25 protein-coding genes are annotated in these 23,782 nt (G+C 64.0%); 14 read left to right on the forward strand and 11 right to left on the reverse strand.

All coding sequences use genetic code 11. The features are described 5' to 3' along the window. Positions 1-31: 31 nt before the first annotated feature. The 6 genes from argG to ACOIX3_RS41705 form a co-directional block, all read right to left on the reverse strand. Positions 32-1,369 carry an argininosuccinate synthase gene (gene argG / locus ACOIX3_RS41680; protein ID WP_212320105.1) on the reverse strand — a complete coding sequence of 446 codons (1,338 nt, stop codon included), beginning with the start codon at positions 1,367-1,369 and terminating at the stop codon, positions 32-34. Positions 1,370-1,448: 79 nt separating this feature from the next. Beyond that, entirely contained in the window at positions 1,449-2,231 is a 783-nt protein-coding gene (locus tag ACOIX3_RS41685) for a phosphatase PAP2 family protein (protein ID WP_420967749.1), read from the reverse strand. Between the two features lie 233 nt (positions 2,232-2,464). Continuing rightward, the gene (locus ACOIX3_RS41690; protein ID WP_420967750.1) at positions 2,465-2,944 is read right to left on the reverse strand and encodes a hypothetical protein; all 480 of its coding nucleotides are present in this window, start codon (positions 2,942-2,944) and stop codon (positions 2,465-2,467) included. 125 nt (positions 2,945-3,069) lie between these two features. Further along, on the reverse strand, positions 3,070-4,284 hold the full coding sequence (rlmN, locus tag ACOIX3_RS41695; RefSeq protein WP_420967751.1) for a 23S rRNA (adenine(2503)-C(2))-methyltransferase RlmN: 1,215 nt from the start codon (positions 4,282-4,284) through the stop codon (positions 3,070-3,072). 75 nt (positions 4,285-4,359) lie between these two features. Further along, the gene (locus ACOIX3_RS41700) at positions 4,360-4,917 is read right to left on the reverse strand and encodes an invasion associated locus B family protein (RefSeq protein ID WP_420971930.1); all 558 of its coding nucleotides are present in this window, start codon (positions 4,915-4,917) and stop codon (positions 4,360-4,362) included. 218 nt (positions 4,918-5,135) lie between these two features. Further along, a complete protein-coding gene (locus ACOIX3_RS41705) occupies positions 5,136-5,975 on the reverse strand; it encodes an SDR family oxidoreductase (protein WP_420967752.1) in 840 nt (279 codons plus the stop codon). Positions 5,976-6,080: 105 nt separating this feature from the next. Between ACOIX3_RS41705 and ACOIX3_RS41710 the strand changes: the two genes are divergently transcribed. Next, complete coding sequence (locus ACOIX3_RS41710; RefSeq protein WP_420967753.1) at positions 6,081-7,061, forward strand: NADPH:quinone oxidoreductase family protein; 981 nt, start codon at positions 6,081-6,083, stop codon at positions 7,059-7,061. 217 nt (positions 7,062-7,278) lie between these two features. Here ACOIX3_RS41710 and ACOIX3_RS41715 read toward each other — a convergent pair whose 3' ends face one another. After that, positions 7,279-7,659: a YkvA family protein gene (locus ACOIX3_RS41715; RefSeq protein WP_420971931.1), complete on the reverse strand. Its 381-nt coding sequence runs from the start codon at positions 7,657-7,659 to the stop codon at positions 7,279-7,281. Positions 7,660-7,754: 95 nt separating this feature from the next. Beyond that, entirely contained in the window at positions 7,755-8,060 is a 306-nt protein-coding gene (locus ACOIX3_RS41720) for a 4a-hydroxytetrahydrobiopterin dehydratase (RefSeq protein ID WP_092121323.1), read from the reverse strand. Between the two features lie 211 nt (positions 8,061-8,271). Here ACOIX3_RS41720 and ACOIX3_RS41725 point away from each other — a divergent pair, with 211 nt between their 5' ends. The 3 genes from ACOIX3_RS41725 to ACOIX3_RS41735 all read left to right on the forward strand — a co-directional run bounded on the left by ACOIX3_RS41725 (position 8,272) and on the right by ACOIX3_RS41735 (position 12,751). After that, positions 8,272-9,684, forward strand: a complete 1,413-nt coding sequence (locus ACOIX3_RS41725; protein ID WP_420967754.1) for a TAXI family TRAP transporter solute-binding subunit — start codon at positions 8,272-8,274, stop codon at positions 9,682-9,684. A 357-nt stretch (positions 9,685-10,041) separates the two neighbouring features. Continuing rightward, the gene (locus ACOIX3_RS41730) at positions 10,042-11,604 is read left to right on the forward strand and encodes an alkaline phosphatase D family protein (RefSeq protein WP_420967755.1); all 1,563 of its coding nucleotides are present in this window, start codon (positions 10,042-10,044) and stop codon (positions 11,602-11,604) included. A gap of 148 nt (positions 11,605-11,752) precedes the next feature. Continuing rightward, complete coding sequence (locus tag ACOIX3_RS41735; protein WP_420967756.1) at positions 11,753-12,751, forward strand: N-acetylmuramoyl-L-alanine amidase family protein; 999 nt, start codon at positions 11,753-11,755, stop codon at positions 12,749-12,751. A gap of 16 nt (positions 12,752-12,767) precedes the next feature. Here the strand turns inward: ACOIX3_RS41735 and ACOIX3_RS41740 are convergent, their stop codons facing one another. Further along, positions 12,768-13,892 carry a hypothetical protein gene (locus tag ACOIX3_RS41740; RefSeq protein WP_420967757.1) on the reverse strand — a complete coding sequence of 375 codons (1,125 nt, stop codon included), beginning with the start codon at positions 13,890-13,892 and terminating at the stop codon, positions 12,768-12,770. A 93-nt stretch (positions 13,893-13,985) separates the two neighbouring features. Further along, positions 13,986-14,360, reverse strand: coding sequence for a response regulator (locus ACOIX3_RS41745; protein ID WP_420967758.1), 375 nt, complete (start codon positions 14,358-14,360; stop codon positions 13,986-13,988). A gap of 200 nt (positions 14,361-14,560) precedes the next feature. On the opposite strand from ACOIX3_RS41745, the gene ACOIX3_RS41750 reads away from it, so the two are divergent. The 10 genes from ACOIX3_RS41750 to ACOIX3_RS41795 all read left to right on the forward strand — a co-directional run bounded on the left by ACOIX3_RS41750 (position 14,561) and on the right by ACOIX3_RS41795 (position 23,281). After that, complete coding sequence (locus ACOIX3_RS41750) at positions 14,561-15,325, forward strand: Crp/Fnr family transcriptional regulator (RefSeq protein WP_420967759.1); 765 nt, start codon at positions 14,561-14,563, stop codon at positions 15,323-15,325. Positions 15,326-15,520: 195 nt separating this feature from the next. Next, the gene (locus ACOIX3_RS41755) at positions 15,521-16,240 is read left to right on the forward strand and encodes a prolipoprotein diacylglyceryl transferase (protein ID WP_420967760.1); all 720 of its coding nucleotides are present in this window, start codon (positions 15,521-15,523) and stop codon (positions 16,238-16,240) included. Continuing rightward, positions 16,221-17,669: a radical SAM protein gene (locus ACOIX3_RS41760; RefSeq protein WP_420967761.1), complete on the forward strand. Its 1,449-nt coding sequence runs from the start codon at positions 16,221-16,223 to the stop codon at positions 17,667-17,669. Before ACOIX3_RS41755 ends, ACOIX3_RS41760 begins: the two co-directional genes overlap by 20 nt. Then, positions 17,666-17,914: a hypothetical protein gene (locus ACOIX3_RS41765; protein ID WP_420967762.1), complete on the forward strand. Its 249-nt coding sequence runs from the start codon at positions 17,666-17,668 to the stop codon at positions 17,912-17,914. The genes ACOIX3_RS41760 and ACOIX3_RS41765 overlap by 4 nt, the downstream gene beginning before the upstream one ends. A 140-nt stretch (positions 17,915-18,054) precedes the next feature. Further along, a complete protein-coding gene (locus ACOIX3_RS41770) occupies positions 18,055-18,318 on the forward strand; it encodes a hypothetical protein (protein ID WP_420967763.1) in 264 nt (87 codons plus the stop codon). Positions 18,319-18,339: 21 nt separating this feature from the next. Then, positions 18,340-18,573 (forward strand): hypothetical protein, encoded by a 234-nt coding sequence (locus tag ACOIX3_RS41775; RefSeq protein ID WP_420967764.1) that lies wholly within the window; start codon positions 18,340-18,342, stop codon positions 18,571-18,573. A 285-nt stretch (positions 18,574-18,858) separates the two neighbouring features. After that, on the forward strand, positions 18,859-20,685 hold the full coding sequence (typA, locus tag ACOIX3_RS41780; RefSeq protein ID WP_298370832.1) for a translational GTPase TypA: 1,827 nt from the start codon (positions 18,859-18,861) through the stop codon (positions 20,683-20,685). Between the two features lie 173 nt (positions 20,686-20,858). Beyond that, positions 20,859-22,112, forward strand: coding sequence for a flavin monoamine oxidase family protein (locus ACOIX3_RS41785; protein ID WP_420967765.1), 1,254 nt, complete (start codon positions 20,859-20,861; stop codon positions 22,110-22,112). Positions 22,113-22,184: 72 nt separating this feature from the next. After that, complete coding sequence (locus tag ACOIX3_RS41790) at positions 22,185-22,421, forward strand: hypothetical protein (protein WP_420967766.1); 237 nt, start codon at positions 22,185-22,187, stop codon at positions 22,419-22,421. 26 nt (positions 22,422-22,447) lie between these two features. Further along, the gene (locus ACOIX3_RS41795; protein ID WP_420967767.1) at positions 22,448-23,281 is read left to right on the forward strand and encodes a DUF3883 domain-containing protein; all 834 of its coding nucleotides are present in this window, start codon (positions 22,448-22,450) and stop codon (positions 23,279-23,281) included. Positions 23,282-23,326: 45 nt separating this feature from the next. On the opposite strand, the gene ACOIX3_RS41800 is transcribed toward ACOIX3_RS41795, so the two are convergent. Continuing rightward, positions 23,327-23,734, reverse strand: a complete 408-nt coding sequence (locus ACOIX3_RS41800) for a thiol-disulfide oxidoreductase DCC family protein (protein ID WP_420967768.1) — start codon at positions 23,732-23,734, stop codon at positions 23,327-23,329. Positions 23,735-23,782 lie beyond the last annotated feature (48 nt).

A 23,782-nucleotide genomic window follows, 5' to 3' on the forward strand; every position in this document is an offset into this window, starting at 1 on the left:
TGCCCGGGACGACACCGAGTTTTTGGCGCCCTCAGTCCTTGTCATTCTCGAGCTGAAAAATCTGCGAGCCTTCGCCGCTCGAGAGCAGGCCGGTCTTGTTGTAGAGGCCGAGCTTGGCGCGGGTGTCGGCGATGTCCAGGTTGCGCATCGTCAGCTGGCCGATGCGGTCGGCCGGCGAGAAGGCGGCGTCCTCGACCTTCTCCATGCTGAGCCGCTCCGGCGCATAGGTCAGGTTCGGGCTCTCGGTGTTGAGGATGGAGTAGTCGTTGCCGCGGCGCAGCTCGAGCGTCACCTCGCCGGTGACCGCGCGCGCCACCCAGCGCTGCGCGGTCTCGCGCAGCATCAAGGCCTGCGAGTCGAACCAGCGGCCCTGATACAGTAAGCGGCCGAGCCGCATGCCGCTGATGCGGTACTGCTCAATCGTATCCTCGTTGTGGATGCCGGTGACCAGACGCTCATAGGCGATGTGCAGCAGCGCCATGCCGGGCGCCTCGTAGATGCCGCGGCTCTTGGCCTCGATGATCCGGTTCTCGATCTGGTCGCTCATGCCGAGGCCATGGCGGCCCCCGATCGCATTGGCTTCCAGGAACAGCGCGACGGGATCGGCGAACGTCTTGCCGTTCAGCGCGACCGGCTGGCCTTCCTCGAAGCGCACCACGACCTTCTCAGGCTTGACGTCGCAATCGGCGCGCCAGAACGGCACGCCCATGATCGGATTGACGATGGTGATGCCGCTCGCAAGACTCTCGAGATCCTTGGCCTCATGCGTCGCGCCGAGCAGATTGCTGTCGGTCGAATAGGCCTTCTCCGCGCTCATCTTGTAGGCGAAGCCCTGCGCGGTCATGAACGCCGACATCTCGGCGCGGCCGCCGAGTTCGTCGATGAACTGCTGGTCGAGCCAGGGCTTATAGATGCGCAGGCTCGGGTTGGTCAGCAGGCCGTAGCGGTAGAAGCGCTCGATGTCGTTGCCTTTGAAGGTCGAGCCGTCGCCCCAGATGTTGACGCCGTCCTCCTGCATCGCGGCGACCAGCATCGTGCCGGTCACCGCGCGGCCGAGCGGGGTGGTGTTGAAATAGGTGATGCCGCCAGTCGAGATGTGGAACGCGCCGGACTGGATCGCGGCGATGCCCTCATGCACCAGCTGGGTGCGGCAATCGACCAGGCGGGCCTTCTCGGCGCCGAAATCCATCGCCTTGCGCGGGATCGCGTCGTAATCGGCCTCGTCGGGCTGGCCGAGATTGGCGGTGTAGGCGAAGACCTTGGCGCCCTTCAGCTTCATCCAGAGCAGTGCCGCTGAGGTGTCGAGCCCGCCCGAGAACGCGATGCCGACTTTCTCGCCGGTGGGCAGGCTTTTCAGAATCGTACTCATGGGACGGTCCAATCGGTCGAAATCGATGAGGTTTCTGCGGTGGCGATATCAAATTTCGGAAGGCGGGGCACGCCTTTAATCAGGCTTGCGTACCGCCGGGCTCGGCCTTGCCGCCCCGGCGCCAGCGCTGCATCAGCCGGTAGCCGGGCATTGCCAGCCGGGTCAGCGCGGCATCGACCTGGGCGTCGGTCAGCCGGGTCGCGGCCCAGCGGTAGATCAGGGCATAGAACAGCCAGACGGTGAAGAAGGACACCAGGCCCGCGATCGCCACGTCGGTGAAAAAGTGCCCGCCAAAGGCCATGCGAAGCCCGCTGGTGACGATGCCGAACACGGTGGCGCCGGCAAAGGCCAGCGGCCGCCAGGCGGGCGGCGTCAGCGCCGCGGGCGCATAGGTCCAGAACGCGGTGGCGCCCTCGCCGGAGAAGAACGAGCAGTTGCGCGGGCAGCCGCCACGCGGGTCCCACCACGGCATGAATTGCAAATCCCCGCCGAACTGCGTCACGAACACCGGCCGCGGCCGGCCCCAATAGTTCTTGAAGGTGAGGTTGGTGAGCACGCCGGCCGACAGCAGCATCGTGGTGAGCAGGAACACCGCGGCGCGGCCGGACATCAGCATCGGCCGATCCGGCCGGATGAATTTCCAGACGATGGTCACGATCGCCGGCAGCACCAGCGCCCAGGCGATCCACATTGCCGCATCGCGCGCGAACGACGCCACCGCGGCGAGCTTCACGGGGAAGGTATTTTCTGCGGCATCGTAGAACAGCGCCGCCAGCTTCAGGTCGAGTTCGGGATAGATCCCGAACACGAGGCCGATGATGAGCGCTAGCGCCAGCGCGATGAAAAGTCCGGTCCGGTTCATGGCGGGCGGTTTAGCCGAGGCTGTGGGGCATGAAAAGTGCGCCTTCATTCTTTACCCTCCCCTGGAGGGGGAGGGTCGGCTCACGTTGAGCGGAGCGAAATGTGAGCCGGGGTGGGGTGATCTCTCAACACGGGCAGTTCTCATGTGGAGGGATTTCACCCCACCTCGGTTCGCATTTCGCTCCGCTTCATGCGAGCCGATCCTCCCCCTCCAGGGGAGGATAAGGAATCGGGTCACGACCGCGGCGATTGCGACGGCAAGGGCGGAGGCGGCGGCAACGGACGCCGCGGCTCGCGCCAGGCGCCGGCGCTGCGGCCGGCGATCAGCCAGTAGACCAGGCCCGCGACGATGCCGGCGCCGGTCATGATCTCCATGTGCCGGCGCACGATGCCGTGGAACTGCATCATGTCGGGATCGAAGGGAACCAGGCCGAGATAGCAGGCCGCGCCGACGATCCCGCCACCGACCGCGTAAGCCAGCACGCTCCGGATGAAGAACGCCTCGGTGATCAGCACCACGACCAGCGCGGGCAGCAGCGCAAAGCCCGATATGAAGATGAAGCCGAGCACGACGTTAACAGCGCTCTGATCGATCTGCCCGCCGAAATCGCTGATCTCGGGATACAGCACCGCGACGACCACGATGATCCCTGCGACGAAACAGGCCATCAGGAAGCCGAAGGCGACGACGAACAGGCGGCCGATCAGGGCCATGCTACGAGCTCCCCGTCATTGCGAGCGGAGCGAAGTAATCCATGTCCCTGCGTGCCGAGACATGGATTGCTTCGTCGCTTCGCTCCTCGCAATGACGCTGTGGAGAGCGTTGTCGCTCACAACACTCAATCCGTCATCGCCATCGCGCGCAGCGCCTGGCGCTCGCTGGCCGAGAGCTTTTCGGTCTCCGACTTGAGCTGACCGCAGGCGGCGAGGATGTCGCGGCCGCGCGGCGTGCGCACCGGCGAGGAATAGCCGGCGTTGAAGATGTATTCGGAGAACTTTTCGATCTGCTCCCAGTCCGAGCATTCGTAGGCGGTGCCCGGCCATGGATTGAACGGGATCAAATTGATCTTGGCCGGAATGCCCTTGAGCAGCTTCACCAGCAGCTTGGCGTCGTCGAGCGAATCGTTGACGCCCTTGAGCATCACATATTCGAAGGTGATGCGCCGCGCGTTCGAGGCGCCGGGATAATCGCGGCAGGCCTGCAGCAATTCCTTGATCGGATATTTGCGGTTCAGCGGCACCAGCTCGTTGCGCAGCTCGTCGCGCACCGCATGCAGCGAGATCGCGAGCATCACGCCGATCTCGTCACCGGTGCGCTGGATGTTCGGCACCACGCCCGAGGTCGACAGCGTGATGCGCCGGCGGGAAATGCCGATGCCTTCATTGTCGCCGACGATCAACAGCGCATCGCGCACCGCCTCGAAATTGTAGAGCGGCTCGCCCATCCCCATCATCACGATGTTGGTGACGCGCCGCGTGCCGTCCTCGCGGTCGGCCCAGTCATTCAGCCGGTCGCGCGCCACCATCACCTGGCCGACGATCTCGCCGGCGGTGAGGTTGCGCACCAGCCGCTGCGTGCCGGTGTGGCAGAACGAGCAGTTCAGCGTGCAGCCGACCTGCGAGGAAACGCACAGCGTGCCGCGATCCGTTTCCGGGATGTAGACGCACTCGACTTCGTGCGGCCGCTCGACCTTGTCGCCGCTCGGCAGCCGCAGCAGCCATTTGCGGGTGCCGTCATTGGAGATCTGCTCGGCGACCACCTCGGGACGGTCGACGGTGAAATGCTTCTCGAGCTCGGCGCGCATATCCTTCGAGACGTTGGTCATCTCGCCGAAGTTCTTGGCGCCGCGGAAATACATCCAGTTCCAGAGCTGCTGGGTGCGCATCTTGCGCTGCGCGGCCTGCACCCCGATCTCGCCCAGGCGATCGGCGATCTCGGCGCGCGACAGCCCGATCAGCGACGGCTTGGCCGGCGGCACATAGGTCTCGAGCGGAACCTTTTCGACCAGCGCGCTGGCGCCGGGCACGGCATGGGTGGTCACGGTGTCGGTCATGAAACCTCAAATAGGCCTTCCAGCCGGTGCTGGAAAGCCACCAAATACCTTGATTTTTACGTCCTAGAGCCGGTCTTAACGCCGGCAGTCCTGCCCCAGCCGGTCGAGCGCCTGCGCCAGGCCCTTCAGCGAGAAGCTGTCGATCGTCTCGGTGCCCTTCGCCGAGACGGCTTTTACCGTCAGATCGGCCGATTTGCGCATGGCTTCCACCATCCGCTCCTCTTCGGCCGCATTCTTGATCCAGAGGCCGTCGCCCTGGGTGTACATCGCATAAGTCCCGCCGCCGACCTGGAGCGTCGATTCCGAGCCCGGCTTCACGGTGTAGCCGATCATGATCGAGACTTCGTTGACGACCTTCTCGGCCGGGCGGGTCGAGATGAAGGCATAGGCCGGATCGCGCGGCCGGTTCGGCGGGTTGGTCTTCGACGACGACGGCTTGGCGAGCGCAAAGCACACCTTCTTGCCGTTGGGCGATGCGGTGTAGGCGCCCCAGGTGCCGAATTGGCCGATCAGCGTCGGCTCCGCGCCGCCCGCGGCAGCCGCGGCGACCGAAGGCGCAGGCTTGGCCGCTTCCTTCGCCGCATCTTTCTTGGGCGCAGCCTGCGCCGGCGCAAGGGAGACGATCCCGCACACGACACAAACAGCCAGCGATGTCAGAATCTGCCGCACGGCCAACTGGTTCCCCCATCATTGTGACTGGAAGATGGCCCGGCGATTCCCCTCCGCCGGCTCGGATGGATAACCGGGAAATGCTTTTTAGGGAAGGCAGTTAGGCCCGGACACGCGCGCCTGCCACAGCCGCACGCGCGTCGATTCCGACTCGGTGCTTGCTCAGCGCTGATGATCGCCGATCATCCCTTGGCGCGCGCCGCGCGCTGGCTCTCCCACTGCGCATCGGTCCATTGCAGCAGGTCCTCGGCACCGGAACTGCGCAAGTGCGCGCCGCCGTCCTGCACCACCATCTCGCCATTGATGTAGCTGGCCTGATCGGAAATCAGGAAGGCCGCGAGATTGGCGAGTTCGGAATGCTCGCCGGCGCGGCCGAGCGGATTGCGCTGCGACCAGGTCTCGCCGCGCGCTTCGGGACGCAACTGTCCGGTGGCACCTGGCGTCGGGAACGCACCGGGCCCGATCGCCACGGTGCGGATGCCTCTCGGGCCCCACTCGACGGCAAGGCTCTTGGTCATCGCCAGCACCGCGGTCTTGGCCATCGACGACGGCACCGTGAAGGCACGGCCGGTGATGGTCGAGGTCGAGAGGATCGAGAGCACAACGCCCTTGTGCTTGCCTTCGATCCAGCGGCGGCCGGCGGCGAGCGTGCAGTACATCGTGCCATGCAGCGTCGGCGCGAGGATCGCGTCCGCGGCACGGAATGACAAATGTTCGCTCTGCGCAATAAAGGTTGCGGCAGCATTGTTGACGAGAACGTCGATCGGCGCCTCCTGCCAGACCTGATCCATCATCGCCTCGACCGCGGCGCCGTCGCGGATATCGCAGCGTGCGGTCGACACCTTGGCGCCGAGCTCGCGGCGGAATTTCGCCGCGGTTTCCTCCAGCAGCGCCTCGCGTCGCCCGCAGATGATCAGTTCGGCACCGAGTTCGGCAAAGCGGGCGCCCATCGCCGCGCCAAGACCGGAGCCGCCGCCGGTGATCAGGATGCGCTTTTTCGCTAGCAGGCCTTTTTCAAACATAGTTTGATCCCTCCGCACTGTATTGTCGCTCCGCCGCAAATCCGGCATGAAGCTTGTAGTCCAAGATCTTGCAGCTCTTTCTGCGTCCGAAACTCAGGTGTGTCCATGAAAGCCATCCTCTGCTCGCAATACTGTCAACCCGACGATCTCGTGTTGGCTGACGTGCCCGATCCGGTGGCGGCTCCCGGCGAAGCTGTGATCGCGATCAAGGCGGCGGCGCTGAATTTCTTCGACATCCTGATGATCCAGGGCAAGTACCAGATCAAGCCGCCGTTCCCGTTCTCGCCGGCCGCCGAAGTCGCCGGCGTGATCGAGAGCGTCGGCGCCGGCGTCACTGACCTGAAGGTCGGCGACCGCGTCGTTGCGTCATGCGGTCACAACGGCGCGCGCGAAAAGATCGCGCTCCCTGCGAATTCGATCGTGAAGATTCCCGACAATCTCGATTACGACCGCGCCGCCGGCATCATCATCATCTACGGCACCGCGCTGCATGCGCTGGAAGATCGCGCGAGCCCGAAGCCGGGCGAGACGCTCGCGGTGCTCGGCGCCGCCGGCGGCACCGGCCTTGCCGCGTGCGAACTCGGCAAGTTGATGGGCCTCAAAGTAATCGCCTGCGCATCGTCGGACGAGAAGCTCGCCTTCGCCAAGCAGCACGGCGCCGAGCTGACGCTGAACTACGCCAAGGAAGATCTGAAAGAAGGCCTGCGCAAGCTGACGAACGGCAAGGGCGCCGACATCGTGTTCGATCCGGTCGGCGGCTCCTATGCCGAGGCCGCGCTGCGCTCGACTGCATGGGAAGGCCGCTTCCTGGTGATCGGCTTTGCCGCCGGCGACATTCCGAAGATCCCGCTCAACCTCGCGCTGCTGAAGGGCTGCGACATCCGCGGCGTGTTCTGGGGCGCGTGGGCGCGACTTAATCCGGAGAAGAACCGCAAGAACCTCGAAAAGCTCGTGCAGTGGACCGCGGAAGGCAAGATCTCCTCGCATGTCGACCGCACCTTCCCGCTGTCGCAGACCGCGGAAGCCCTGAAGGTGCTCGCCGGCCGCAAGGCGATGGGCAAGGTGATCCTGCATCCGGGAAGCTGAGGCTGCGCGACCGCGCGCGTTGCCCTATCACCGTCACCCTGAGGAGCGCGTAGCGCGTCTCGAAGGGTCGACGGCCCTGCTGATGGCCGTGCATCCTTCGAGGCGCGCAAGGGCGCGCTCCTCAGGATGACGGATCGAGAGATTCATCGAGGCTGCGAAATACTCCAAGCTCCCCTTTTTTAGGGGAGACCTTGCCAGGATTACGCTGCGCTCTGGACTACGCTTCCTCCGCGGGCACCCCGCGCTTCAGTGCGGCGCGCGCGGCTTCGCGATGCTCCGGGGTGATGTGGCTTGCCACCATGCGGATCGCGGTTGCGAGCACGGCGGCATCGTCGGTGAAGCCGAGCACCGGCAGCATGTCCGGGATGAAATCGAACGGCAGGATGAAATAGGCGATCGCGCCGAGCAGCGCGGCCTGGACATGGCGCGGCGTTTGCCGGTCGAAGGCGCAGTAATAGGCGGCCAGCAGATCCTCGGCGAACGGCAGCCGCGCCACCACTTTCTTGAACTTGATCCAGAAGCGGCGGCGCACGCTTTCCTGGTCCTGCGCCAGCCGGTCGGCAGGCCCGAATCCCACGCCGCTGTCGGTCGATGGCATCGCCAGGTTCCCTTTGGGGCCGCGCGACGGATCGGCGGCGGACCACGCGAATCTGGGGATGTCGGCCAACCCTTGCAAGGTTGCGCGCAGCCGGGTCAGTTGACCCCGAACTGCCTCGCGATCGCGTTCATGGCCTTGGCGAGGTCGATATCGCGCTTGGTCACCCCGCCGACATCGTGGGTCGCCAGCACGACCTCGACCGTCTTGTAGACGTTCTTCCATTCAGGGTGATGGTCGCTCTTCTCGGCGACCAAAGCGGCGCGCGCCATGAAGCCGAAGGCCTCGTTGAAGTCCTTGAACACGAAGGTCTTTGCGATCGCCTCGCGTCCGGCCAGCTCCGACCAGCCGGCCAGTTCCCAAAGCGCGGCCTTCCTTGCTTCCGCTGACAGCCTTTCGACCATGGCAACCCTCCCGTTTGACGCCGACCTTAGCCTAACCACCGGCCTCCGGGGTGGATCCATGCCGAAAATAAGGCCGAAATAGCGTCCTATCGCCGCTGGTAACCATGACGCAGATGTAACATCTGTGGCTCCAGGAATTTGCTACAAATGCCTTATGTGTGCGCGTTGGTAGTTTTGCGAGATTGAGCCCCGACGATTGTTTGCGAGATCGATGACAGACGGCTCCGCCAGCATATCGCCCAAGCCGTTGCGCTCTGCAAAGCGACGGCTGATGTTCGTCTTGATCGCGGGCGCGCTCGCCATCATCGGCGCGACGATCGCCGGTTATTATTTCGCGGTGCGTCCGGTGACGCTGCGGATCGCGGTCGGCCCCGCAAGCAGCGATGACCTCAGGGTCGTGCAGGCGCTGGCGCAGGCCTTCAACAACCAGCAGCACACCCAGGTCAAGCTCCGCCCGGTGCAGACCGACGGCGCCAGCGCCAGCGCGCAGACGCTGGCCGACGGCAAGGCGGACCTCGCCATCATCCGCGGCGATCTCGATGTGCCGAAAAACGCGCAGGCGGTCGCGGTCCTGCGCAAGAATGTCGTGGTGATGTGGGTGCCGCCCGCAGCCAAGGGTAAGGGCAAGGGCCGCAAGGCCGCAAAGATCACCAAGATCGCACAGCTTGCCGGCCGCAAGATCGGCGTCGTCGGCCGCACGCCGGCCAACGTCAATCTGCTGAAGCTGATCCTGACGCAATACGGCGTCGACCCGATGAAGGTCGAGATCGTGCAATTCCCCGCCAATGAAGCGGTCGAGGCCATCAAGAACCTGAAGGCCGATGCCTATCTCGCGGTCGGGCCGGCCAACAGCAAGCTCACCATCGATGCGATCACGGCGTCGACCAAAGACGGCGGCGAGCCCACCTTCCTGCCGATCGACGCCTCCGAGGCGATCGCGCAGAACCATCCGGCCTATGAGGCCGCGGAAATCCCCGCCGGCTCGCTCGGCTCGGCCGACCGACCCGACGACGAGGTGAAGACGATCAGCTTCTCGCACCATATCGTCGCGCGAAAGGGCCTGTCGGACGCGACGGTCGCGGCATTCACCCGGCAATTGTTTGCGATCCGGCAGTCGCTCAAGAACGATTTCCCGCTCGCCGCCAAGATCGAGACGCCCGACACCGACAAGGACGCCACCATCCCGGTGCATCCGGGCGCGGCCGCCTTCGTCGACGGCGAGGAAAAGACCTTCCTCGACCGCTACAGCGATTACATCTGGTGGAGCCTGATGGCGTTCTCGGCGATGGGCTCGGCCGGTGCATGGTTCGCCGGCTATCTCAAGCAGGACGAGCGCAACACCAACACCTCGCAGCGCGAGCGCCTGCTGGAGATGCTGAAGGCCGCACGGCAGAGCGATTCGACCGACGAGCTCGACCAGTTGCAGGCGGAAGCCGACGACATCCTGCGCCACACGCTCGACTGTTTCGAGCACGGCGCCATCGAGGAAGGCACGCTCACCGCCTTCAACATCGCGCTCGAGCAGTTCCACAACGCGGTGGCCGACCGCAAGGCACTGCTGCTCAGCATGCCGCAGAATTTGCAGCGGACCGCGAGCCAGTTCAGGGCGGCGGGCACGGCGTAGGTCTCCATACTGCACGACTTCGCCATCGGCGAACGGGCTCTCTCCGTTCCCTCCCCCCTTGTGGGGGAGGGTCAGGGAGGGGGGTGCCGCTTGCTCCGTTCAAGTTTGATGCCGAAACGTCGCTGCGATTGCGCGAGTGTCATTTCGTCTCTGGCGTCACCGCCCGGGGCTTACCCCTCTCCCCAACCCTCCCCCACAAGGGGGGAGGGAGCCTGACGCATGTGCTCACCTTACGAAGGGCGCAGTCTCTCTAACGGTCCGCTCTCCATCCCCGCCCTGTAATCTCTCCGTCATGGAATTTTTCTAGGTCTGTGCTCGCCCGCGGCGCATTGTCGCTGTGACCTGAGGAGGCTCCCCATGACGATCCGGTTCTCGCGAAATCTGACCCGCCGACGCTTTCTCTCGACAGCTGCTGCGGCCGGCGCCGGCGTGATCGCGATGCCCTATCTGTCGCGCGCGGCCGACCGGCCCGTGATCACCCATGGCGTGCAGTCCGGCGATGTCGGCGTCGACGGCGGCGTGGTGTGGGCGCGTGCCGACCGTCCCTCGCAGATGATGGTCGAGGTCGCGACGACAGACTCGTTCAAGAACGCCCGCGCGCTGCCGCCGATCACGGCGCTGCCGGAAAGCGACTTCACCGCCAAGATGCTGCTGGAGAACCTGCCCTCCGGCCAGGACATCTTCTATCGCGTCCGCTTCCGCGACCTCGCCCATGTCGACGTTGTCGGCGAGCCCGTGGTCGGCCGCTTCCGCACCGCGCCGAGCGACCGCCGCGACGTCTCCTTCGTGTGGGGCGGCGACGTCGCCGGCCAGGGCTGGGGCATCAACCCCGACGACGGCGGCATGATCACCTTCGCCGCGATGAAGAAGCACGCCCCGGATTTCTTCCTGCATTCCGGCGACACCATCTATGCCGACGGCGTCATCACCGCCGAGCAGAAGCAGCCCGACGGCAAGATCTGGAAGAACATCACGATCCCGGAGAAGGCCAAGGTCGCCGAGACGCTCGACGAATACCGCGCCGCGCACAAATACAATTTCCTCGACGGCAATCTGCGCGCCTTCAATGCCGAGGTGCCGATCTTCGTGCAATGGGACGATCACGAGGTGACCAACAACTGGTCGCTGTCGAAGCAACTGCCGGCCACCTACAAGGAGCGCGACATCAACGTGCTCGCCGCGCGCGCGGCAAAGGCCTTCCACGAGATGTATCCGATGCGCGAGAGCATCGTCGAGCCGGGCCGCGTCTATCGCACGCTGAGCTACGGCCCGCATCTTGACGTGTTCATGCTCGACGAGCGCAGCTATCGCGGCCCCAACGGTCCGAATCTGCAGGAGACCTACGGCCCCGATGCCTATTTCATCGGGCCGGATCAGATGGCCTGGCTGAAGCGCGCGCTGCTCAACTCGCGCGCCACCTGGAAGGTGATCGCCTCCGACATGCCGCTGTCGCTGATCGTCTATGACGATGCCGCCAACAAGAAGGGCTCGGAAGCCTTCGCGCAGGGCGACGGCCCGGCGCGCGGCCGCGAGCTCGAGATCGCCGATGTCCTGCGCTTCATCAAGACCGCCGGCATCGCCAACACGGTGTGGCTGACCGCGGACGTGCACTATGCGGCCGCGCACTACTACAACCCGAACAAGGCCCAGTTCCAGGAGTTCGATCCGTTCTGGGAATTCGTCTCGGGCCCGCTGCACGCCGGCACGTTCGGCCCGAACGAGCTCGACAACACGTTTGGCCCCGAGGTGAAGTTCGTCAAGGCGCCGGGCGAAGCCAACCAGAACCTGCCGCCGTCGGCGGGCATGCAGTTCTTCGGCCACGTCAAGATCGACGGCAAGAGCGGGCAGATGACCGTGAGCCTGCGCGACCGCGTCGACGCCGAGCTGTGGGCGATCACGCTCGATCCGAAGCCGGTGTAATCAGGTCGCAGCCACGACGGAACCGCACTCCCCGTGCCGAACGCCCTTGCCCCCAAGGCAGGGGCGCGATTGACGGGGGATGGACGTGACCTGCCTCTTCCGGTACCGATATCAGAGCCGTTATGCTGGGGGCCCGGAGGGGCGGAGCATGAGGCGCTGCGAATTGATTCGCGTGCTCGGTGGCATCGTCGTGGGGCTTCGGCCGCACCGTTTGCTTGTCGTCGCGATCGCCATGTTCGCGCTGCTGCCGATCGAGGTCAGCGATGCCGGCTGGCTGCCTGATCTCTTCAAGAGCTCATCGAAGCATCCCAAGGTGCCCAAGCGCGCGAAGTCGGCAAAGCCGGCCAAATTGGCAAGGCACCACGCGCCATCAAAGCAACGCGCCACGCGGCTTGCGGCCCTTGGGCCGGTCGCCCTGCCGCCTTCCGCTTCCAAGCCGGCCGCGGCGAAATGCGATCCCGCGACATTGCGGATCGTGCTCGATGTGGGACATACCGCCGAATCGGAAGGCGCGATCAGCGCGCGCAATGTCGCCGAGTTCGCCTTCAACCTGCGCCTTGCGCGGCTGATCGAGGAGAAGCTGAAGGCCGAAGGCTTTGCCGAAACCAGGCTGCTGCTGACCGAAGGCAAAGCGAGGCCCAGCCTGTTCAGGCGGGTTGCCGCCGCCAACAATCTGCACGCGGATCTCCTGCTGTCGATCCATCATGACTCGGTGCCCAACAAGATGCTCGAGGACTGGGAATTCGAGGGAAAGAAGCGCCATTTCAGCGATCGCTTCAGCGGCTACTCGGTGTTCGTCTCCCGCAACAATCCGGACTTCAAGACCAGCCTGCTGTTCGCCGAGCTGGTCGCCAGGGAATTGAAGGCCGAGGGGCTGCAATATGCCGAGCAATACAGCCAGCCCATCATGGGCCACGACCAGCATCCCCTGTTGAACAAGGACACCGGCGTCTACAGCTACGATAAGCTCATCGTGCTGCGAAGGACCGCGATGCCCGCCGTCCTGCTGGAGGCGGGATCGATCATCAACCGGGACGAAGAACTCAAGATGGACTCGCCCGAGCGCCGCAACGCGATCAGCAGCAGCGTCGTGTCTGCCGTGAAGGAATTCTGCGAGCCGCGATGGGCGCTCCTTGGTCCGCTCTGACCGCCGAGCGATCGGCTCAGCCCGGTTTGCCGGCCTTGATCTCCGCGAATTTGGCCAGCGCCTGTTCGAATTTGGGGCTGAAGAGCCACATCGCGTCGAGGATTTCGCGGAAGCTCGCAGATGCCCTCGCCCGGTCGGCTCGACCGAAAGCAAAGATGCTGTTGTTTCGCAGATATCCCATGATCCTGGGCTCGGAAATTCTGTAATTGACGAGATCGCCTGACTTCAGCGCTGACCTGGTCGGGCTCGGAATGATCTGGATGAGCTCAAACAGCTTCATCTGATCGATCGGATTGGGCAGGGCTTTTGCGATCGCCGGGACCTGCGGGAAAATATCCGCATGCGCGTTCATCAGCGCATCGCGCACCGCGGTCCAGTGATTGAACCGGTGATCGAAATTGCCGACGCGCGCTTCTTCCATGTCGTCGCGACGGCTCAGCGCGGGATCGAGGGCCGCGATCGATGGCTTGATCGCGGCCCACTTCTTTCGACCGTTGCGATCCTCCGACGGACCGGTCTGCAGGCTGCCCTTGTAAGTGTTCGACCGCGCATTTCCGGCATTTTGCTTGCCGTTTGTCTCGGCAAAGAACAGGCCGAGGCTGATCCGGCCGGCGGTAGCGGCGGCCGCGGCATCCAGACCCCTGGCGCGCGCGATCACCGTCGCCAGATCGACCACGTCCTTGAACGGCGTCTCGGAGCTTTGCGCGCCGGCGGGCGGCGCCTCCATCGCATCGAAGAGCTTCCTGTACTCATCGAGCAGCGGCTCATTGTCGGCGTCGAAATAGGCCGGAGGGATTCCGAATCTGTTGGCCCTCCCGATCCTGGACGGAAGCGCATCCGTGAGATCCTTGTAGGCGCTCATCATCTCGACACGGGCAAGGTAGATGGCCTGGCCCGGCAAATCGGGCAGCGGCTGATGGGAATCGATCTGCGCGCGCCGCTGGCGCAGGATCGAGACGAAGCTCTTCAGCGTGTTGTCGTAGGTCTTGAGCGCGGCCGATTGCTCGCTCGTCGGTGCGGCCGGCTCGGCAACCGCGGGCGACACGAAGCTACCGACGACGGTCGAAGCGAGCAGAGACGCGAGCAGTAGCCCGAGAGAGAGCGCCGCTGCGGACGCAGCGGCAGATGTCCCGATCGCCATGACGGCTTCCCGATGCCTGTGCGTCGCCGAATCCGATAGACCGGATGGTAGACGACAGACGCACCGACGGCGAGGCCGAAGCCCGGCGATCGGTCAGTGTCGGTTTTTCAGCGCGGCTTCCAGTGCTTCGCTCGAACACGGCTTGGTCAACCGCGGCTTGCCGGCGAGCGATTCCGGCAGCCGGATATCAGCGCCATAGCCCGTGACGAAGGCGAACGGCACTTTCAGCGCATCCAGCCGCTCGGCGATCGCGAAGGTCTTCTCGCCCCTGACGAGGCCGACGTCGAGCAGTGCGAAGTCCGGTGCGCGCTCGGCGATCAATTCGAGCGCGCGGGCAACGTTCGCAGCGGTGCGCACCGTCCGGGCGCCGAAGCCCAGGATGGTGTCCTCGAAATAGAGCGAGATGATCGGATCGTCCTCGACCACGAGAACGTCACCGGGCATGCCGGTATTGGGGACGGATTCCATGGCTCGGTGTCCATTGCTTCGATGATGGATGAGAGGACCGGATCAGTCCGGCCGGATGGCCCGCGACCGGCGCCCGAAAGCACGCCGGCTGTTCCCGGGATGAAACCCATCACATCGCAAGCCGCCGCGTCTGTTCACTAGTGCACATAAAAGCTGGAACTTCTTCAGTATGGTCGGCGTTGGGTCTGCAGGATTTTCCAATGATTGCGAAACGGACCGAGTTGGCCGGGACGAATGACCGGCCGTTCAACAACCTGTTGCGCCGGCTGAATGCCGCCGACTATGCGTTGATCGCATCGCATCTTGCGGTGGTCGAGGCGGCGGCCGGCGACCTGCTCTACAATCCCGGCGACGACGTCCAGATCGTGCATTTCCCATGCGGACCGAGCCTTGCGTCCTATCTGGTGGCCAACGAGGACGGCCGCGACGTCGAGACCATCCTGGTCGGCCGCGAGGGCGCGGTCGGCGGCATCGTCAGCCAGGGATTCCTGCCGGCCTATACCCGGATCACCGTCAAGTTCGGCGGGCCGTTCGTGCGGCTGCCGATCAGCAAGCTCGACGCCGCCAAGCTCACGTCGATCTCGGTGCGCAACATCTTCGCGCGCTATGCCGACTGCATGCTGGCGCAGATCTTCCAGTCGACCGCCTGCAATGCGATCCACTCGATCGAGCAGCGCGCCGCGAAATGGATCATCTCGGCGATCGAGCGCACCAATGGCGACGGCGTGGTGCCGCTGACGCATGAGCAACTCTCGACCCTGCTCGGCGTCGGCCGCAGCTACACCAGCCGGGTGATCCAGAACTTCAAGGCGGAGGGCGTGCTGGACACGCGCCGCGGCGCGATCGTGATCCGCGACCCCGACAAGCTCAAGCTGCGCTCCTGCCTGTGCAACGACGCAGTGAAGGATCACTTCGAGGAAGTGCTGCGCGGGGTGTATCCGAGCGAGGACAACCCGACGAACTGATGCCCTGGCTTACCTCGCCCCACTTGCGGGGAGAGGTCGGATTGCATCGCCAGATGCAATCCGGGTGAGGGGGTACAGGTCTTTCAATGCTCACCGCCTGGCGGAGAGAGCCCCTCACCCCAACCCTCTCCCCGTAAGAACGGGGAGAGGGAGAACCTATATCGCCCAACGCGAAAATCACGCTACACTCGCCCCATGAGTGGGGCAGCACTTCACGCCGTTTTCGACGTCGCAGCATGGAGTGCGGCCGCCATCGCGATGTGGCGGCTGTCCCGGGTGCGGGGGCTGCAATTCCCGCGGCAATCCTTCGAGCTAACGTATATCGCCGCGCTGGTGTTCGGCGCCGGCATCGGCGCTTACATCTTCGGCACGCTGAACTTGTGGTTCTCGGGCATGTCCGGCATCGCCCGCTCGGTCGAGGGCGCGCTGGCCGGCGGTATCGTCGCGATCGAGCTCTACAAATGGCTGCACGGCATTTCGCTGCGCACCGGGGCGCGGTTCGCGCTGCCGCTTGCGGTCGGCGTCGCGGTCGGCCGGCTCGGCTGCTATTTCGCGGGGCTTGAGGATTTCACCTATGGCACGCCGACCACGCTGCCCTGGGGGCACGATTTCGGCGACGGCATCCCGCGCCATCCGGTGCAGCTCTATGAGAGTCTGGCAATGGCGGCGTTCGCCGCCTTCTATGTCTCGGCCGTTTTGAACCGCAACGCCGCTGTCATCACCAATGGATTCTACCTCGTGCTGTTCTACTACGGCCTGCAGCGCTTCGTGTGGGAGTTCATCAAGCCCTATGGCGCGCTGATCGGCCCGTTCTCGCTGTTCCACCTGCTGTCGCTGTTTGTCATGGTTTATGCCGCCGTCATGCTGGCGACGGCCCCGAATGTGAGCTTGAAGCATGAACGCGCCGCTGCGTAAGTCCCGCCCTTACATCTTCTGGGGCCAGACCCAATCGCTTTGCGAGACCTGCCTGGCCCTGGTGCCGACCAAGATCCAGATATCAGGCAACGAGGTCTGGTACGAGAAGCGCTGCAAGCAACATGGCGTGCAGTCGACCTTGGTCTCGACCGATGCGGCCTATTGGCGGCTGTGCAAGGATTTCATCAAGCCCGGCGACCGGCCGCTCGCCTTCCAGCGCCACACCGAATTCGGCTGCCCCTATGATTGCGGGCTGTGCCCGGACCACGAGCAGCACTCCTGCCTGGCGCTGATCGAAATCACCGAGCATTGCAACCTGACCTGCCCGGTGTGCTTTGCGGATTCCTCGCCGGCGCGGACCAGCTTCACGCCGCTGGCCAAGATCGAGAAGATGCTGGACGCGCTGGTGGCGAGCGAGGGCGAGCCTGACCTGGTGCAGATCTCCGGCGGTGAGCCGACGCTGCATCCGGATTTCTTCGCCATTCTGGATGCGGTGCGCGCCCGCCCGATCCGCCACGTCATGATCAACACCAACGGCCTCAGAATCGCGCGCGAGCCGGAGTTCGTGGCCAAGCTCGCCGAGAACAAGCGCGGGCTGGAGGTCTATCTGCAGTTCGATTCGCTCAAACGTGACGCGCTGGTCAATCTGCGCGGCGCGGACCTGCGCAAGATCCGCCAGCAGGCGCTGGAGAATCTCGAGCGCGAGGGCGTCTCGACGACGCTGGTCGCGACCATCAAGCGCGGCGTCAACGACACCGAGATCGGCGACATCGTCCGCCACGCGCTGACATGGAAATGCGTGCGCGGCGTCACGCTGCAGCCGGTGCAGGACGCCGGCCGCAACGAGGATTTCAACAAGGACACCGACCGCATCATGCTGTCGGAGATCCGCCGGCGCGTGATCGAGACCGGCGTGTTCGGCGACAAGGACATGATCCCGCTGCCCTGCAACCCCGAAAGCATCTCGATCGGCTACGGTCTGCGCAACGGCGACAAGGTGCTGCCGCTGACCTCGCTGATCCCGCAGGAGCAGCTCGTCGCCGTGATGCCCAACACGATCAGCCCGGAGAAATATCCGGTGTTGCGCGAGAAATTCGTCGACCTGTTCTCGCTGTCGTCGGGGCCGCTGAATACCTCTGAGCGGGTCTGCGAGTTGCTGTGCTGCCTGCCGAGCTTCGAGGTGCCGGACGGCCTGACTTACGAGAACGTGTTCCGCGTCACCATCGTGCAGTTTCTCGATCGCTTCAATTTCTGCGTCGGCAACGTCAAGCGAAGCTGCATCCATTTCGTCACCGAAAGCGGCGCGATCATCCCGTTCGACACCTACAACCTGTTCTATCGCAATGGGCTGATCGACGGCATCCGCGCTGCAATGGCCGGGCAGACCTATCGGGAGGCACGGCCGACGGAGGCGGAGGTGCCAAGGTGAGCGATACCGGCGCGTCCCCCTCGCCTCCGTCACCTTCTCCGCAGCAGCGCAACGGCTGCGTGACCGCGCTGATGATCGTCGCTGGCGTCATTCTGCTGCTGCCCGGCCTCTGCGCGCTGCTCTTCGTATTCGCCGGCATCGCCAAGACGGCCTCTGATGATCTTCAGTTCGTCGCCGCCTGCCTGCTTGTGGCGTGCTTCGGCGTGGCCCTGATCTGGTGGGCCATCCGCAGACCTGGCTCCTAGCGTTTTCGAGCGAAGTGGATACCGGTTCGCGTGAAGAAAACGCGTCAAAACAAGAATCTGGAGCCCCGTTCCGATTCGATCGGAACGGGAAAGGCTCTAGAGACGGCTCGCATCACGAACCCACTGGTGGACCAACAGCCATGAGCGAGACCAATCCCCCTCCCGTGCCGCCTGCACCGGCGCAGCCGCCCGCGCTGCCCCCGCCACGCAGCGGCTGCGCGACCGCGTTCATGGTGGTGTTCGGGCTGGTCCTGCTGCTGCCCGGGCTGTGCGCCCTCCTGTTCGGGATCGGTTCGCTGACCAACTCGAGCCTGGAGCCCGGCTTGCTGTTCATGATCCTGCTCGGCCTTCTGGTCGGGTTCGCCGGCATCATGCTGATCCGGGCTGCGATCAAGGGGCGGTAGCCGTAGGAGGCGCGACGAATCATGAGCAGCCTGGACCAACCGCCGCCGAACAGCTCTTGGCAACCGCGCCAAAGCAGCGGCTGTCTGACCTCGTTCATGCTGTTTCTGGGCGTCATCCTGCTGCTGCCCGGCTTGCTGTGTGCAGTCCTGATCGTCACCTCGGTCGAACCGGGCAGGGACCCATTCACGCCGGTGGTGATGTTGATCGCGCTTGGCGGCGTCGTATTGATCGTTTTGGCCCGTTCCCGGAAATGACGCCGGACACGGGAACCTGCCAAAACCGGCCCTTCCGGCCCTAATTTCGATCGACCAAACCGTCAATAAATCATTGTTTTTTGGCGTTTTCTGACTATATTGCGCCGCAACGCGCAAGGTGCCCGGTCCTGACGACCGGGCTTCCTTTTTGGGGTGATGCGTCCCCGTCAAATTTCTTGGGTATGAGCGTGATCCGGGCCCCGATTGGGCCACGTGAGCGAGCGGCCGGCCAAACTGGTCCGGCGAGATCGCGCATCTGACCATTGCACGACCAGAAGAAGAGCCATGAACCTTCGTAACGTCGCCATCATCGCCCACGTCGACCACGGCAAGACCACGCTCGTCGACCGCCTGCTGCAGCAATCCGGGACCTATCGCGAGAACCAGAAGGTCACCGAGCGCGCCATGGACTCCAACGATCTGGAGCGCGAGCGCGGCATCACCATCCTGGCCAAGGCGGCCTCGGTGCAGTGGAAAGATACCCGCATCAACATCGTCGACACCCCCGGCCACGCCGATTTCGGCGGCGAGGTCGAGCGCATCCTCAACATGGTGGACGGCGCGCTGGTGCTGGTCGATGCCGCCGAGGGCCCGCTGCCGCAGACCAAGTTCGTGGTGTCGAAAGCGCTCAAGGTCGGACTGAAGCCGATCGTCGTGATCAACAAGGTCGATCGCCCCGACGCACGCCCGACCGAAGTCATCAATGAGGTGTTCGACCTGTTCGCCGCACTCGATGCCTCCGAGGAGCAGCTCGACTTCCCGATCCTGTACGGGTCGGCCAAGCAGGGCTGGATGGGCGACAGCCCGGAAGCTTCGCATGACGCCGGCATGCAGCCGCTGTTCGACCTGATCGTGCGCCACGTCGCGCCGCCGAAGGTCGAAGAGGGCCCGTTCCGCATGATCGGCACCATCCTCGAAGCCAACCCCTATCTCGGCCGCATCATCACCGGCCGGATCTCATCGGGTTCCATCAAGCCGAACCAGGCCGTGAAGGTGCTTGGCGCCGACGGCAAGACCATTGAGCAGGGCCGTATCACCAAAATCCTCGCCTTCCGCGGCATCGAGCGCACCCCGCTGGAGGAAGCCGACGCCGGCGATATCGTCGCGATCGCGGGCCTCACCAAGGGCACCGTCGCCGACACCTTCTGCGATCCCAGCGTCGAGGCGCCGCTGACCGCGCAGCCGATCGATCCGCCGACGGTGTCGATGTCGTTCATCGTCAACAACTCGCCGCTCGCCGGCACCGAAGGCGACAAGGTGACCTCGCGCATGATCCGCGATCGCCTGCTGCGCGAGGCCGAGGGCAATGTCGCGCTGCGCGTCGTCGAGGCCGCCGACAAGGACTCCATGGAGGTCTCCGGCCGCGGCGAATTGCAGCTCGCGATCCTGATCGAGACCATGCGCCGCGAGGGCTTTGAGCTCTCGGTGTCGCGCCCACGCGTCGTGCTGCAAAAGGACGAGGCGACCGGCGCCTGGCAGGAGCCGATCGAAGAGGTCGTGATCGACGTCGACGAAGAGCATTCCGGCGTCGTCGTGCAGAAGATGAGCGAGCGCAAGGCCGAGATGATCGAGATGCGCCCGTCGGGTGGCAACCGCCTGCGGCTGGTGTTCTACGCGCCGACCCGCGGCCTGATCGGCTACCAGGGCGAACTGCTCACCGACACCCGCGGCACCGCGATCATGAACCGCATCTTCCACGGCTATGCCGCCTACAAGGGCGAGATCCAGGGCCGCCGCAACGGCGTGCTGATCTCCAACGACCAGGGCGAAGCGGTGGCCTACGCGATGTTCAAGCTGGAAGACCGCGGTCCGATGATGATCGAGCCGGGTTGGAAGGTCTACAAGGGCATGATCGTCGGCGAGCACACCCGCGACAACGACCTCGAGATCAACGTGCTGAAGGGCAAGCAGCTCACCAACATCCGCACCACCTCGAAGGATGAAGCAGTGCGCCTGACGCCGCCGATCCGGATGACCCTGGAAAAGGCGCTCGCCTATATCGAGGACGACGAGCTCGTCGAGGTGACGCCGAAGTCGATCCGGCTGCGCAAGAAGCATCTCGATCCGAACGACCGCAAGCGCGCCGAAAAGGCCAAGGAAGCCGTCGCCTAAGCTTTAGCGTAGCTAGCCTGTCGTGCCCCGGCTTGACCGGGGCACCCAGTACGCCGCGGCCTATCGGCTCAATCATCGCTATCTCGGCAATACGGATCACCCGCATTCACGGGTGATAACAGTTATGCGCGTGGTGACTTCAGGCGTCTTTCCAGACGTGCTAGAGCCGGGACATGAGTTCCCTTCCCTCCACGGTCGATGTCGCCATCATCGGCGCCGGCGCTGCGGGCCTCGGCGCCGCGCATGCGCTGAAGGGCACCGGCCTTTCCAGCATCGTTCTGGAAGCCCGCAACCGCCTCGGCGGCCGCGCGCATACGATCCAGGCCGCGCCTGACGTGGTGTTCGACGTCGGCTGCGGCTGGCTGCACTCGGCCGACCAGAACAGCTTCGTCGGCATCGCCCAGCAGCTCGGCTTCGAGCTCAACAAGGACCTGCCGCCGTGGCGTGAGCGCGCCTATGGCAAGGCCTTCCCGCAGGCGGACCGCGACGCGTTCATGCTTGCGCTCGACCAGTTCTACGATCGCATCGAGCAGGCCGCGCACGGCGGCAAGGACGCATCCGCCGATCGTTATCTCGAGGCCGGCAACCGCTGGAACCCGATGATCGATGCGATCTCGACCTATGTGAACGGCTGCGAGCTCGACCAGCTCTCGATCCTCGACTTCGACGCCTATGAGGACAGCAACGTCAATTGGCGCGTCAGCCGCGGCTATGGCACGCTGGTCGCGGCCTATGGCGAACAAGTATCGGTCGCGCGCAATTGCGAGGTCCGGCTGATCGATCATTCCGGCAAGCGCCTGCGCATCGAGACCTCGCGCGGCGTGCTTGAGGCGGACAAGGTGATCGTCACCGTGCCGACCAATCTGATCGCCATTGAGGCGATCCGCTTTTCGCCTGCGCTGCCGGACAAGCTCGATGCCGCGCGCGGCCTGCCGCTCGGCCTCGCCGACAAGGTGACGCTGGCGCTCGCCGAGCCCGAGGCTCTGCCCAAGGAAGGCAATCTGCGCGGCGCCACCATGCGCACCGAGATGGGCACCTATCACATCCGCCCGTTCGGGCAGCCCTGTATCGAGGGTTTCTTCGGCGGACGTTTTGCGCAACAGCTTGAAGATGCCGGCGACGGCGCCATCGCCGCGCACAGCATCGACGAGATCGTCTCCTTCCTCGGCAACGATTTCCGCCGCAAGCTGAAGCCGCTCAACGAATCCCGCTGGGCCCACGACCCGTTCGCCCGCGGCTCCTACTCGCACGCGCTGCCCGGCCACGCCGACAAGCGCGCCGTGCTGGCCGCACCGGTCGACGGCCGGCTGTTCTTCGCAGGCGAAGCGACGTCACCGCATTTCTTCTCGACGGCGCATGGTGCGCGGGACAGCGGAGAAAGGGCGGCGAAGGAAGTGGTGGCGGCCACCGCTCCTAGCTCTCAGTAGCTGGATGTATCGCTTAGACTGATCTACTCTGTCGCAATAGATGCCGTACTCGCGATAGATTGAGGCCTCAAAATGAACAGTCTTGAAGATGGCTGGGCGTGGACAGACATGACTTTCTCCGAGTGGAGCATGGCCGTCAATCGACGACTCAAGGATATTTACGCGATCAGCATTGCCGACGCAGGTATCGACCGCGAGCTTCTCAAGTCCCATTGGGAAGAGAAGGAAGCTCCGTTTGATTTTGTGTCGTGGTTTGGAAACAAATACGATCTCGACCCGAGGCAAATGTTTGGCCACTTGTGTGGATGAAATGATTTTTTCCTTGTTGAACGCAAATGGCCGACGAGAATAGATTCGGAGTGGACTGGAGCGACGATGAAGTAGACTTCATCATCGCCGATTATTTCGAGATGCTGCGCGCGGAACTGAATGGTGTCGACTACAATAAATCTGCGCATCGCCGCTCTCTTGTGGAGCGCATAGGGCGAACGGAAGGATCGGTCGAACGCAAGCACCAGAACATTTCGGCGGTTCTCATCGAGCTCGCGCTGCCGACAATCTCTGGCTACAAGCCACTTCCAAATTTCCAAAAGTCGATTATCGAAGGCATCGAGCGCTATTTGACTCGCAATCCGGGAGATTTGATTCCAGAGCCGTCGGCTAAGAGCTTCGGCGAAGCGCCGAGTCTATTTGTCGAACAGCCGCCAGTCCTTCAGACTGTCGCTCATAGAGATAAGGAGCTGGTGCGCTTGGTCAGGAAGTTTGACCCCGTTGAGCGCGACTTCCGGAACAGGTCTTTGGGAAAGGCAGGCGAAGAACTAATCTTTGCCTTTGAGCGGCAGCGTCTGATTGCACATGACCGCACGGACCTTGCGCGGAAGGTTAGATGGGTCTCCCAGGAAGATGGAGATGGAGCCGGGTACGACATCCATTCGTTCGATCACAACGGTTCAGAGCGTCTGATCGAGGTTAAGACAACCAACGGCGTTCAAACCACCCCGTTCTATCTGACAAGGAACGAACTTTCCTTTTCAAACGAGAGGCCAAGGGAATTTCGCATATGTCGACTTTACGACTTCTCCAGAAAGCCAAAATTGTTCGAACTAGAGCCTCCCATCGAGAAACTTGTTCGACTTGAGCCGCTCTCCTTCGCGGCGTCATTTCATTGATGGCGGCGCGCAGTCTGAGTAGGGCCCGCTTGCTCCGTTGACAAGCTACTCCAACACCCTCGCCCGCATGTCGGCATCCGGCACGAAACACGTCTCGTACTTCCCGAAGATCTTGTAGCGGTTGCGCGCGATGAGGCTGTAGACCGCGTCGCGCAGCGGCTTCGGGACCTTAAACAGCACGCGGGTCCATCCCCAGCCGGGGAGATGGCTCAGCACCGTCAGTGCCGCGTCGGACTTCATCCAGGCGATGCCGCCATGGACCACGGCGTTGGTGTCGGGATCCCTGGGGTCGATACCGAAGGTCTTTGCCAGCCGCGTGCCGTAACCGGACTGGATCGGCGTGAAGCAGAAGCGGCGCGTTGTGTCGCGGGCGATGACGAAGCGAACCCAGCGCGAGCAGAAGATGCAGACGCCGTCGTAGAGGATCACGTCGTCATCCGGCCACTTGCTCATCTTGATTTCCTCGACGCGTTTTCTTCACGCGAACCGGTTCCCACTTCG

The organism is Bradyrhizobium sp. B120 (genome assembly GCF_049075665.1).
Lineage (GTDB): Bacteria > Pseudomonadota > Alphaproteobacteria > Rhizobiales > Xanthobacteraceae > Bradyrhizobium.